This is a genomic window from Shouchella xiaoxiensis (genome assembly GCF_016907895.1).
In the GTDB taxonomy this organism is placed as follows: Bacteria; Bacillota; Bacilli; order Bacillales; family Bacillaceae_D; genus Shouchella; species Shouchella xiaoxiensis.
In genome coordinates this window covers 237,543-250,561 of record NZ_JAFBCV010000002.1, presented here as the reverse complement: position 1 = coordinate 250,561, position 13,019 = coordinate 237,543, and the positions used below count along the sequence as shown (strand labels likewise).

The following is a 13,019-nucleotide window of genomic DNA, read 5'->3' as shown; positions in this document are numbered from 1 at the left end:
GGAATGAGGATGAACCGGGAGCATATGCAGCAGGCTTTTATCAAGCATTTGCAACAAAAAGGACGTAAGCCATCAACCGTGGAACGCTACAGCTATGACTTGAACGATTTTTTTAGCTGGCTGAAGGATAAGCCGTTTACGAAAATGAATCATGCTGATGTTGAAGCCTTTTTCTATGAATTAATGGCTGCACGTCAGTATAAAACAAGAACGATTAGACGAGTGGCATCGGTTTTGCGTCAATTTACGGTTTTTATCAAGGACGATTACCACTGTCCCCATCATCCATTGCTTACCTATGAAGCCCCATCCCTTGAACTTGAGCCATTGGTAAGAGAAGAGTGGCTCAGTCAAGATGAAGTGAAAAAACTGCTTTGGTCCACTCACTCTGATCATGATTTAAGCGAGAATCAACTTCTTGCAAGACCTCAGCTAACAGAGCGAAACTATGCGATCGTTTTGCTGCTTTCCTATTATGGTTTAACGCTGCAAGAGCTTTGTCAGGTAACGATGAATCAACTAAACTTAATGCAACGCACGATCGATATCGAGAATGGCCCTTTTTCACGAACCCTTTACATAGATGAAGCGACGTCAACACAGATTCATGCTTACTTAATGCTTATACCGGAACCAGTGCGTCCTAGGTTTCATTCGCTAGATCCACTTTTTGTCGCCTATGACTTCACGAGAAGAACGTATCACTGGTCGTATGACCGGGATGCGCCAAAAGCCTTAACAGAGATTGCTCTCCAGAAAGTGATTCGAACGGAAGTCGCACGGGCTGGACTACGCAAAGGCATCTCTGCCCAGCACTTCCGCCATACGTTTATTTTACGGTTGCTTCTTAGTGACAAAGAAATTGGCACGATCCAGCAAGAAACAGGTTTGCGCAGCGTGCTTTCATTTAGGCGATACGCGCTGACCGTCACTCAGTTAACAGACAAACAGAAGCAAGCCTTGCTCTATCCTACAGAAGTGAAAGAAGAGGTTCTCCATGAAACCAATGATTGATGTTCAACAGTTAAGCAAAATGTTCGGCACCAAAAAAGCCGTCGATTCGATCAACTTACAGGTCGAGAAAGGCGAGCTTTTCTGCTTTTTAGGGCCAAATGGCTCCGGCAAAACCACAACGATGAAAATGATGACCGGCCTACTCCAACCATCATCGGGTAAGGTCCAGCTTTCATCGATTGATGTCTGGGCAAATCCGGTAGAAGCAAAAAAACGAATTGCCTATGTACCAGATCAACCAAATATGTACGATAAGTTAACCGGCAACGAATATTTGCGCTTTATTGCCAGCGTCTTTTCAGTAAAGGAAGCTGATTTTCAAGCACGAAAAGAAAAATACATCACCTTGTTTGAACTGGAAGAAGCCTTAAATGATCGGATTGAATCTTATTCCCACGGCATGAAACAGAAATTAAATCTCTCTGCGGCGCTGTTGCATCAGCCCGACGTGCTTTTTTTAGATGAACCGACCGTTGGCTTAGATCCTAAGGGAGCAAAGACCTTACGACTGTTACTAAGAGAGCTTTGCGATGAGGAAAAGATGACCGTCTTTATGACGACACATTTGTTAGAAGTTGCTGCTCAAATGTGTGATCGCGTCGGTATTGTGTTTAAAGGCGAATTAATTGCAGTCGGTTCGATTACAGAATTACAAGAGCGCAGCGGTCAGGCTGATGCGTCTCTTGAAGATTTATTTCTGGCCATTACTGCCGATGATGAGCGGGCACGCACGTTAATTGCATCGTTAAGAGGAGACAGCTATGCTCAGAAAACTGATTAAGCTTCAGCTCCTGTTGCAACTGCGTGAGATCCAGTCTTGGACGCCGGGTCAAAAACTATCAACGCTTCTTCTTGTACTCGTTATTGCTCTTTTCGCTGTCCCGTTTGCGGGAATGATGGGCGTAACGTTTTCAGAAATGGACAATTTCGGTTCCTTGTTTTCAGCAATAGCGCTTTCCTTAACGGTGATCGTATTAATCCTGACGATTCCAAGTGTATTTAGTCACTTATACCGGGCAGCCGATTTACCGTTGCTGTTTGCTTTACCAATTTCAACGACAAAGCTGTTTTTCTCAAAAGTGATAGCGCATCTGCTTCAGACGCCGCTGCTCCTCTTTCTAACAAGTACGATTTTACTTTCAGTCGCAGGGGTCGGCGCCCAAGCTTCACCGCTTTTCTATTTCATTCTCATTCCGGTGCTCGCTTTTGTTCTTTTAGGCAGTGTTGCATGCGTTTATCTCTTGACGCTTGTGCTTGCACAATTTGTGCCAGGTTATCGCACAAAAGAATTAACAACCGTTTTAACGGCAGTAACGGGAATCGGCTTCTTTATTGGCGTTCAGCTGCTGCTCCCTTCAACAGAATCATCATCTTCAGCCGAATTTCTTCTAATAGACTTTCCTACTTGGCTGCCTACCACTTGGGCCGGTTTCGTTCTGGCTGACGGTTTTAACGGGAACATCACGGGCACTACCTTTTGGTATGCACTCTTGCTAGTGCTGACGGTTAGCGTTCTTCTTTTCTTAAGCTTGTTTTTAATTGAAAAAGGATTTCGCCTCGGCTGGGTTCAATCAAATGATCAAGCGAGCAAACAAAAACGGACGAAACGAACGAACGAAAAACGTCTACTCTCTCCAACAAGAGCGCTGATGAAAAAAGAACAAGCGTATGTACTTCGCGATAGCCGTGAATGGCTTCAGTTAAGTCAACTGTTTTTATTTCTCTTTCTTTTGTTGTTTCCCGTTATACGCAGTGAGTCCTTTGCATTCATTCAAACACAACCTTTGCTGTCTTGGAGCCTATTTCAACTCATCTTCTTTAGTGCTTTCGTAGTCGGTTCGGGACCCTTTATCGCTGCGAGCGTTGGTCGCGAGGGATCGAACCTTGAACTGCTTCAATCTTTGCCACTAAAGGGCATCGATCTTGCTAAAGCAAAATGGTTGTTTCATTCAGTCGCCTTGCTTCTTTTATTAGCTGTATTTGAGGTGATTGCGATGGTCTTTTTTGGCTGGCCGCTTACACACACGCTATTCGGGTTCGCGACAATTGCTATTGCCATTAGCGGAATAACAAGTCTTAGCTTATGGATTGGCACACTTTATCCACGCTTTAATGCGGATCAGCCCCAAGCTCGAATTCAAACAACGGGTTCAATCCTACTTGTTCTCGCCTCCTTTGCTTACGGCTTAATTCTGATCCTTCCTGTTGGTTTTTTCCTTTCACCATTTGAAGCCATTCAGCGCGATGCGGAAGCGATGTATCATCCATTTGTTGAACTAATTGCATTTATGACGCAAGTAAAAAGTTCAAACCCTGTCACAACTATAGTCATAAGTGCATTTGTCTTTCTTTGCGCCATTGGCTTGAGTTTTTATTTTATCGTTCAAAGTGGAAAACGGTTTGAAGCAGGCGTCGAAATTGAATATGTTGAAAAAAAATAAGCCTCGTCCTAAGACGGCGCTTATTTTTTTCGGTTAAGTAGAAAATAACGTCTAAAAAAAAGACTGTCCCATTAAGGTCAATGGTAGACCTTGTATGAGACAGTCCTTGATTAACGTTTATACCTCTGTTTCACTTTTGAGCTGAACGTTTTTTTGTGGTGCAAATGTAGAAATGGCATGCTTGTATACGAGCTGTTGTTTACCTTCCGTTTCAACAATGACCGTAAAGTTGTCAAACCCTTTAATGAGGCCGCGTAATTGAAACCCATTAAGTAAGAAAACCGTTACAGGAATGCCTTCTTTACGCAGTTGATTTAAGAATTGATCTTGAATGTTAACCGTTGCTTTCATGCTGAATAGCTCCTCTCTCTCTATCGTTCTTTACATTAGTTCGAGCTATTTCTCTATTTTCCTGCAAGAATAATCGACTATTTTTGTGAAAATTTCTGAAGGGGTTTCTGCTCCAACATTAAACCACTCGGCGGCGCTTCTATTGCGGAACCACGTTAATTGTCTCTTAGCATAGTGCCGAGAATTCTTCTTTAGCAAATCAACTGCTTCAGCAAGTGCTACATCCCCATTAAAATAAGCATACAGCTCTTTGTAACCAATTGCTTGAATCGCTTGACTGTGGACGCCAGCATCATACAGGCGCTTTACTTCCTCTAACAGTCCTTGCTTCATCATTAAATCAACTCTTACATTGATGCGCTCATACAGCTTCTGCCGATCCATCGTTAAGCCAATTAAAGCCGTGTTAAAACGGGCGGCACCGAGCTGATTTTCTTGTTCCGAAAACCGCACGCCTGTTGTATGGATTACTTCCAAGGCGCGGATTACACGACGGCTGTTATTCGGATGAATGGTTTCTGCTGCTTTCGGGTCTTGCTCTTCCAGCTGCTGGTGGAGCGCGCGAATGCCATGGGCTTCCAGAAACGCTTCAAGCTGCTCGCGATAAGCAGGATCTGATTTGGCATCAGCAAACGATAATTCATGGGTGATGGACTGGATGTACAGTCCTGTCCCACCAACCACAATCGGCAGCTTCCCCCGTGCCCGAATGTCCTGAATCGCTGCTAACGCTCGCTCTTGAAATGCTGCGACGGTCCACGGTTCTTCTGGGTCTAGTATATCAATTAAGTGATGCGGGATTGCCGCCTGCTCTTCTTCGGTTGCTTTTGCTGTTCCGATATCCATTGTCTTATAGACTTGCATGGAATCTCCGCTAATGATTTCCCCATTTAATTGTTGCGCAAGTTTAATACTTAAATCGGTTTTTCCAACAGCGGTTGGGCCAACAATGGCAATAAGCGCTTCTTTCGTCACTACAGCAGCTCCTTTATTGTTGTGATACATCAAGTCGTCCGTATTGAAATGCTGCGTGCTGACGACGTTGAACGGTAAATCCATACTTGGCAAACTGACTGCTTTTGAAATGGTCTTTTAACACAACGGCTCTTGTAGCAATCCGACTTGCTTCAGTAATATGCTCAGCCGTGACGGGAAAATGACAGGCATAGTGCCTCATTCCGGCAAGACCAGGCGAGTCAATTTTGGTTTCAAACATCGGATCAAAGTAGACGATTTCTGCACTTTTATCAGCTCGGTTTTTTAAATAGCTGAGACTATCGACTTGATGGACTTGAATTTGCCGCATCGCGTTTAAAAAGAGCGCATCCGCCTCATTCCACGTATGCAAGCCCTTTTGTACAACAAATGCAATTTCTTTATTTGCTTCTAAGCCAATGACCGTACCCGTTTCACCAACAGCAAGCTGAGCAATAATCGAATCAGCAGCCATCCCAAGCGTTGCATCAATACAGGTTTCCCCAGCTTTAAGCCCTGTTATCTCGATAAACGGATCATGACCGGTCTGCTTCCATTGTTTATAGCGCAGCAAAGCCGCGTTCGGATGGTAAAAAAATGGGTTGGCTCGGTCAAGCGGATAAAGCATGACCTTATTTTTGGCGACAATGAGCAAATCTTCGCTGTATAAACTCGTAAGCGCTTCGAGTGACCGATCCTCTCGCTGCACAAACGATGCCTGCAGTTGATCCGCATACAGACGAGCTGTTTGTTCTAGGGCGGTTGCTTGTTTTCGTGCCGTTGTTACAATCACTGACTGTTCTCCTCTACATGACGCGTTTAAACATTTTTTCGAGTTCATAGGTGGAAAAATGAATCACAATTGGTCGCCCATGGGGGCATGTGTATGGCTCCTGACAGCGTCTTAACGTCTCTAATAGCTGAAAGATTTCATCATGGCGCAAATGACGATTCGCTTTAATCGCGGCTTTGCAGCTCATTAATATGGACGCTTCTTCTCGCAACGCCTGTACACTTAGCTTCCGGTTCGATAACAATTGTTCAATCATTTCTTTAATCGTTTCCTCTTCGTCCCCTTTCGGAAACCAAGTCGGATGGGCGCGTACAACAAAAGTATTCTTCCCAAAATCTTCTAGAAATAAGCCAATCGCTTCGAATTTAGCCAGTGACTCGTTAATGAGCTGGGCTTCACTTGTCGTAAATTCCAGCGTCATCGGCACAAGAAGTGTTTGCGTTGCCGCAATCGGTTCACCGAGCTTCTTATGAAAGTATTCGTATTTAATCCGCTCTTGCGCCGCGTGCTGATCCACAAGATACATCCCGTTCTCGTTCTGCGCAACGATGTACGTGCCGTGCATCTGCCCTACTGGGTAAAGCGGAGGCATTTTCGTTAAGTCAGATTGAGCCTCAACCTCGTCCTGCGCTTGCTTTATTGGCTCAGCCGTAACGCTTTCTTGTTGCACCGGTGCCAGCTCGAAGTCAGAGCGAGGCTCGGCATCCTCTTCTTTTATTTCATGAACGGGTTGAGGTGGTTCTTCTTCCTGTTTCCATGACGAAACGCGGTCTTCCTTCTGCTTTAAAGGAAGAGGCTGCGCTTCTGCTACAGTATTTCGCTCAGCTGGAGCCTGTTCTTCCTGCTGATAAGACAGTGTAAACGCCAGCTGCTCCGTTTCGTCTTTTTTTTGCTTAGCCTGTTTAGACGGTTCAGGAATGAGCGTTTGCTGTGCAAAGACTTTTTTAATGCTCGTCCGGATTACTTCTGCCAACTCATCTTCCTTGCTTAAGCGCACTTCCAGCTTAGCAGGGTGAACATTCACATCAATTAATACCGGGTCCATCTCTAATTTTAAAATCGCGACGGGAAAACGTCCGATTGGCAGGAGCGTATGAAATCCTTGTTGAATCGCATTGGCTAGCTTGTAGTTACGAATGTAGCGGCCATTGATATAGATCGACATATACTGACGTCCCGCTCGGGTTAATTCCGGCTTCGCAACAAAACCGGACACATGGTAGTCAAGCGAATCTCCTTCAACCGCAACCATTTGCGCAGCCGTTTGCCGTCCGTACACTTGCGCGATCACCTGCAGGAGGTCATTGTTTCCTGCTGTTTGCAGCATCGTTTTTCCGTCGCTAACGTAGTGAAAGCGAATGTCTGGATAAGCAAGTGCCATCCGATTTAAAACATCACTGACATGCCCTGATTCCGTCAAGACCGTCTTTAAGTATTTTAAGCGAGCTGGCGTATTGTAAAACAAATCGGTTACTTCGATTGTTGTGCCTCGTCTTGCGTGGGCAGGCTTCGAGCTCGTTATTTCTCCTCCTGCCAGCTGCAGTTCTTTTCCATCTTCCCCCGTGCTTGATTGGATGTTTACGTTCGAAACCGAGGCAATACTTGGCAATGCCTCTCCGCGGAAACCGAGCGTCCGAATCGAGAACAAGTCACGGTCGGTTTTAATTTTTGACGTCGCATGGCGCAAAAATGCCGTTTCTAACTCGTCTTTTTCGATGCCAATCCCGTCATCAACAATTCGAATCGAGCGTAAGCCCCCTTCTTCTATTTCAACGAGAATATCCTTCGCCTTAGCGTCAATCGCATTCTCAATTAGCTCTTTTACAATGGAAGCGGGGCGCTCGACGACTTCTCCTGCGGCGATTTTATTCGATAACGCATCGTTTAGTTGTTGAATTCCAGCCACCGTCTCCACCTCCCTTTACTTCTTTCGTAGCTGCTTCTGCCATTCATTAATTTTTTCAAGCGCCTGAAACGGCGTTAAATGCCATAAATCTAGCTCACTCATGCTTTGTAAAACCGCATCTTCCTTCTTGCTTCGCCCTTTCTTCTCCGGCACGTCTTCTGTCTGGAACAAGGTCAGCTGCGTTGACGCGTGCATCGATGTGGCGGCGACTTCCTCTTTAACAAGTTCTGGTGTATTGGTTGTTTGACTCACATGCCTTTGCCCCGTCTCTAGCGTCTCGAGCAACTGCTCTGCCCGACTCGTGACTTGTGGTGGCAACCCGGCAAGCTCGGCGACATAAACACCGTAACTCCGGTCAGCAGCTCCAGCAATAACGCGGTGTAAAAAGACCACTGCTCCGTCTTCCTCCGTTGCCGAGACATGGACGTTTTGTAACGTAGGGATGGAATCAGCTAGAGTCGTTAACTCATGGTAATGTGTAGAAAACAGCGTCTTAGCGCCAATCGATTCATAAATGTATTCGATGATCGCTTGCGCAAGCGCCATCCCATCATAGGTTGATGTGCCTCGCCCAATCTCATCCAATAAAATTAAGCTGTTTGCCGTTGCTTTTGTCAGGGCATCTTTCGTCTCCATCATTTCAACCATAAACGTACTTTGGCCGCTTGCCAAATCATCAGCGGCACCAATCCGTGTAAAAATTTTATCAAACACAGGCAGTTTGGCTTCATCTGCCGGTACGAAGCTGCCAATTTGCGTCATGACGACGGTTAGGGCCAACTGTCGCATATAGGTTGATTTCCCGCCCATATTCGGCCCGGTAATGAGCAACATATTGAGATTGTCAATTAGGTTAATCTCATTTTGAACATAGCTGCCACGCTTAATGACCGTTTCCACAACCGGGTGACGTCCACCTTTAATTTCCACATCTCGAGTTTCGGTTACTTCAGGTTGAACATAGCCGTTTTGTTCGGCGGTTGCCGCAAAACCAGCAAGCACATCAATCTCGCTAATGTCACGGGCAAGCGCCTGTAAATCAGGAACATAGCGCTCGATTTCAGCCCGAATTGCTGTAAAAAGCTGATATTCAAGGTCGGTCAGCTTCTCTTCCGCCTCCAAAATTAGCGCTTCTTTTTCTTTTAACTCAGGTGTGATATAGCGCTCGGCGTTGGCAAGCGTCTGCTTCCGCTCATATCTGCCCTCTGGCAAGAGGTGGGTATTGGTTCTTGACACTTCAATGTAATAGCCAAACACCTTGTTATAGCCCACTTTAAGAGAGCGAATGTTCGTTAGCTCTCGCTCTGACTGCTCCAAAGCCGCAATCCACTGCTTGCCATTGCGACTGGCATCTCGATACGTGTCTAGCTCTTCGCTGTAGCCATCAATAATTAAGCCACCTTCTGTAACAGAAATCGGTGGGTCTTCGACTAAACTACCTGCAAGCTTTTCGACTAAAGCTTGAAACAGCTCACTCTTGTTCAGCCACTTTTGTTCTAATCCGATTAGAGTAAGCTGTTCTTTCATTTCCGGGAGCTTATTGAGTGAACGCTTTAACTGGACGAGTTCCCTAGCATTGACGCTACCATATGCAATACGTGCAGCTAGCCGTTCAATATCATAGACCTCTTTAAGTGAATCACGTAACGATTCCCGTTCAAAGAAATGCGTAAGAAAAGAGCGAACCACTGACTGACGCTCGCCAATTTTTTTACGGTTTACAAGCGGTCTGTCAAGCCATTGTCGAAGCAAACGTCCTCCCATTGACGTGACCGATTGATCAATAATTGAGAGAAGAGAGCCTTTCTTTTTCTTTTCGCGCAACGTCTCAACCAGTTCTAAATTCCGCTTCGCATGAACATCCATTTTCAAAAAAGAGTCGGCATGATACGTCACAGGCTGCTGGAGATGCTTAATCGACTGCTTCTGCGTTTCCAGCAGATAATGGAGCATATGCTGATACGCTTCTTTAATAAGTGGCTCCTTCATGTTATCTGTTAAATACGTGTACTCACTCAAATCACTCACATTTTCTTGATAGCTTACGAGAAACGCCGGGTTACTCGAGAGCTTGTCCTTTAATCGTTGTTCAATTGAAAGGGGCGCAATCACTTCGCGTGCTTCACTTGTACCAATCTCATGCAGGAGGTCGCTATCATCTCCTGTAACGAGCGTGATATCGTTTTCGCCTGTGGACAAATCACAGCGGGCGATTCCAAAGTTCGATCCATCGGTTGCAAAAGCAAAGAGGTAATTGTTCTCCTTTTCAGCAAGCAGATTGCTATTCATTAACGTGCCTGGCGTCAACAGCTTTGTCACTTCACGCTTCACAACGCCTTTAACCATTTTCGGGTCTTCCACTTGTTCGCAGATCGCGACTTTATAGCCTTTTTCAATTAGCTTTGCTTGATAGCCTTCCGCAGCATGGTGAGGGACGCCGCACATCGGAATCCGATCTTCTCCCTGCCCGCGTCCGGTTAAGGTAATCTCTAATTCTTTTGATGCAACGAGAGCATCCTCATGAAACATTTCATAAAAATCGCCTAAACGAAAAAAGAGAATCGCATCTTGATAGTTTTCTTTTATTTTTAAATACTGATTCATCATTGGGGTTTGTGCCATAAAAAGCCTCCGCTACTCTAGAAAAATCTTAAGCTCCATTATAACATAGGACGACAATTCTCTACACGGAGAGCATAAAAAAAGCCGGCTGTTTTTAAACAGCTCGACTTCACTTATTTATCCATTTCTTCTTGCAAGAAATGTGGATCAATTTGCTCAAAATCCTCATCACGAATCTCATCTGATAACACATCAAGTGGGTATTCTTCAATTAAGCCTTGAGGATTAACGGCTACCGCTACTTTTGTCTCACCGATGCATTCAACGATAAATTCTCGCTCGACCTGCACGTCGACGGAATGCCCATTTTCTGAAATGACCGCTTCAAGCGTATTTGGCTGCTGCACGGCACGGGCAACAACGTCTAACTCTTCAGAGATCACGTTTTCATCTTTCATCGACAGCGGTACAATATCCGTGTAAGACACCGTCTGCGTCGCTACATCGGTTTTCGTATTATTAATGTATGAAAACCATACATTAATATCGTACGTTCCGTTCACTTCCACCGTATCCCCGCGCTTCTTTGCACTGTACGTATGATTGATAATCCAGCACCCTAATATGCTTGACGGTGGCTCCGACGGTCTAATGTGATGAGTCGCTTCTGAAAACTTCCGTCCTTTGCCGCAGACAGCTTTTGTTATAATTTCGCGGTAACTCGTTTCGTTTCTTGAGTCAGCCATCATGTTCCCTCCATTATCACGATTTACCTATTAGGATAGGTAGACGTCTCATTTTCATTAACCTATGCACGATCCACCAGCAAGGTGCATTCGCTACAAGTAGACGCTTCTTTACCAAACATATGACAACCTCATACCGTTTAGACCACTTTTAAACGCAAAAAAACAAGATCTCTTTGAGGAGACCTTGTTTTTTAATTAACAGCTATGGAAAGGGTTCTTCGTCGTTGTTCCGCGCACCAAATCGCCGTCCATTGAACGAACGATTTCATCGGTTACTGTTTTTGAAACAGTGTTTGTAATTAGCTGAAGCAGGTGATTCACTTCTACCTGGCTGCGTTTAAATTCCTGAACAAGCGGAATTTGATCAATCTCATGATGAAGAGCGTCGATGCGATCCTCAACTTGTTTAAGTGCTTCCGTCTTGCCATAATGCTTTAAATTAACGGCTTCTTTCTGATTGCGTTTAATTTCTGCGATCATTTCCTGAACCCGCAAATGATCATTAATTTGCTTTTCAGCTCGCTTAAAGAAATCAACTTCCTCTGTTTGCGCCAGCATTGTCGCTAATTCGTTTGCTTTGTCTTTGATGTCCTTTTTTGTATAGAGTGTGCTCATTTCGCATATACCTCCGCAGGTTCTACCATTTTTCCATTTAATGACCATGTTCTTGCTTCTGTAATTTGAATATAGACAATCTCACCGATAACGGTTTTTGGACCTACGAAATTAACAAGACGGTTCGTCCGTGTGCGGCCCGCTAATACATTCGGATCTTTTTTGCTTTCACCTTCAACAAGTACTTCAACCACTTGATCTTGGTAAGCAAGATTACGCTTGCCAGAAATCTCGTTTACGAGCGTGTTTAAGCGAGCAAGACGTTTTTTCTTTACTTCCATTGGCACATTGTCTTCCATTTTAGCAGCTGGAGTGCCTTCTCGTGGTGAGTAGATGTAAGTAAATGCCGCATCAAACTGAATTTCTTCTACAAGCGACATCATATCTTCAAACTGCTCGTCGGTTTCATTAGGAAAACCAACGATTAAATCGGTTGTAAACGATGCGTTTGGAATGGCTTTTTTAATCTTTCCAGCAAGGGTTACGTACTGCTCACGCGTATACTTCCGACCCATTAACTTCAGAATATCGGAGTTTCCGTGCTGAACAGGTAGATGGATATGTTCAACTAAGTTGCCACCTTGTGCGAGCACCTCAATTAGATGGTCATCAAAATCACGGGGGTGGCTTGTCGTAAAGCGAACGCGCGGAATATCGATTTGATGAATCGCATCCATTAAGTCGCCAAGTCCGCCATAATCACCTGGTAAGTCCTTCCCGTAGGCGTTAACGTTTTGTCCAAGCAGCGTGATTTCCTTATAGCCTTGACGAGCCAAGTCACGCACTTCAGCAATGATGTCTTCCGGCAAGCGACTTCGCTCTTTTCCGCGTGTATACGGAACGATGCAGTATGTGCAGAACTTATCACAACCGTACATAATATTTACCCACGCCTGCGTCTTGTGTTGACGCTTTCTCGGCATGTTTTCAATCACGTCGCCTTCTTTTGACCATACTTCTATAACCATTTCTTTACCGAAAATGGCGTCTTGTAAGAGGTGCGGCAAACGATGGATGTTATGCGTTCCAAAGATCAAGTCAATATGCTGATGCTTTTGCATTATCTTATGAACAACTGACTCTTCTTGGGACATACAGCCACAAACACCGATTATTAATTCCGGCTTCTCTAGCTTCAACGGTTTTAAGTGACCGATCTCACCAAACACCTTGTTCTCCGCATTTTCACGAATTGCACAGGTGTTTAATAAAATAACATCTGCTTCCGTCGTCTCTGTAGTTTCTTCAAAGCCCATTTCTAACAATAAACCAGACATATTCTCTGAATCGTGGACATTCATTTGACAACCGTATGTACGAATCAAAAATTTCTTGCCCGCCCCAAGGGTTGCCAGCTCATCTGGAATCATTTTTTCTGGACGTAATACTTGAACACCTTCGCGTTTACGTTTTCTCCCAGAGCGATAGTTTGGTTGATCATAGATCGTAATTTCTCGACCTTTTATTTTTACAACTTTCTTTTCGTCATCTTCAGAAACAATTCGTGCATCCGTAAAATCAAAATACTGGCTATAGTCCTTTGCCTTTTTTTGATCACTCATCTTGTAGCTCTCCTTCCTTGCAAACAAAAACATTCCCTTCACATTATACGT

Annotated in this window: 11 protein-coding genes; 3 read left to right on the top strand and 8 right to left on the bottom strand. The window is 44.7% G+C overall.

Features of this window, described 5'->3' with window-relative positions; translation table 11 throughout:
- Positions 1-9: 9 nt before the first annotated feature.
- Genes JOC54_RS04655 through JOC54_RS04645 form a run of 3 tightly spaced genes read left to right on the top strand, consistent with a single transcriptional unit; the run spans position 10 to position 3,455 of the window.
- A complete protein-coding gene (locus JOC54_RS04655) occupies positions 10-1,014 on the top strand; it encodes a tyrosine-type recombinase/integrase (RefSeq protein ID WP_204464783.1) in 1,005 nt (334 codons plus the stop codon).
- The gene (locus JOC54_RS04650) at positions 998-1,795 is read left to right on the top strand and encodes an ABC transporter ATP-binding protein (RefSeq protein WP_204464782.1); all 798 of its coding nucleotides are present in this window, start codon (positions 998-1,000) and stop codon (positions 1,793-1,795) included. Before JOC54_RS04655 ends, JOC54_RS04650 begins: the two co-directional genes overlap by 17 nt.
- On the top strand, positions 1,776-3,455 hold the full coding sequence (locus tag JOC54_RS04645) for a putative ABC transporter permease subunit (protein ID WP_204464779.1): 1,680 nt from the start codon (positions 1,776-1,778) through the stop codon (positions 3,453-3,455). Before JOC54_RS04650 ends, JOC54_RS04645 begins: the two co-directional genes overlap by 20 nt.
- A 117-nt stretch (positions 3,456-3,572) precedes the next feature.
- Here the strand turns inward: JOC54_RS04645 and hfq are convergent, their stop codons facing one another.
- The 8 genes from hfq to miaB all read right to left on the bottom strand — a co-directional run bounded on the left by hfq (position 3,573) and on the right by miaB (position 12,968).
- Entirely contained in the window at positions 3,573-3,806 is a 234-nt protein-coding gene (hfq, locus tag JOC54_RS04640) for an RNA chaperone Hfq (protein WP_035422095.1), read from the bottom strand.
- 45 nt (positions 3,807-3,851) lie between these two features.
- A complete protein-coding gene (gene miaA / locus JOC54_RS04635) occupies positions 3,852-4,811 on the bottom strand; it encodes a tRNA (adenosine(37)-N6)-dimethylallyltransferase MiaA (protein WP_204464777.1) in 960 nt (319 codons plus the stop codon).
- Positions 4,795-5,574: a class I SAM-dependent methyltransferase gene (locus JOC54_RS04630; RefSeq protein WP_204464775.1), complete on the bottom strand. Its 780-nt coding sequence runs from the start codon at positions 5,572-5,574 to the stop codon at positions 4,795-4,797. The genes miaA and JOC54_RS04630 overlap by 17 nt, the downstream gene beginning before the upstream one ends.
- Positions 5,575-5,587: 13 nt before the next feature.
- The gene (gene mutL / locus JOC54_RS04625) at positions 5,588-7,480 is read right to left on the bottom strand and encodes a DNA mismatch repair endonuclease MutL (RefSeq protein ID WP_204464773.1); all 1,893 of its coding nucleotides are present in this window, start codon (positions 7,478-7,480) and stop codon (positions 5,588-5,590) included.
- Positions 7,481-7,495: 15 nt separating this feature from the next.
- Entirely contained in the window at positions 7,496-10,102 is a 2,607-nt protein-coding gene (gene mutS / locus JOC54_RS04620; RefSeq protein ID WP_204464770.1) for a DNA mismatch repair protein MutS, read from the bottom strand.
- Between the two features lie 113 nt (positions 10,103-10,215).
- The gene (locus JOC54_RS04615; protein ID WP_035440665.1) at positions 10,216-10,788 is read right to left on the bottom strand and encodes an outer spore coat protein CotE; all 573 of its coding nucleotides are present in this window, start codon (positions 10,786-10,788) and stop codon (positions 10,216-10,218) included.
- A gap of 198 nt (positions 10,789-10,986) precedes the next feature.
- Positions 10,987-11,406, bottom strand: a complete 420-nt coding sequence (locus JOC54_RS04610; protein WP_204464768.1) for a YlbF/YmcA family competence regulator — start codon at positions 11,404-11,406, stop codon at positions 10,987-10,989.
- Positions 11,403-12,968, bottom strand: a complete 1,566-nt coding sequence (miaB, locus tag JOC54_RS04605) for a tRNA (N6-isopentenyl adenosine(37)-C2)-methylthiotransferase MiaB (RefSeq protein ID WP_204464767.1) — start codon at positions 12,966-12,968, stop codon at positions 11,403-11,405. Before miaB ends, JOC54_RS04610 begins: the two co-directional genes overlap by 4 nt.
- Positions 12,969-13,019: the final 51 nt, after the last annotated feature.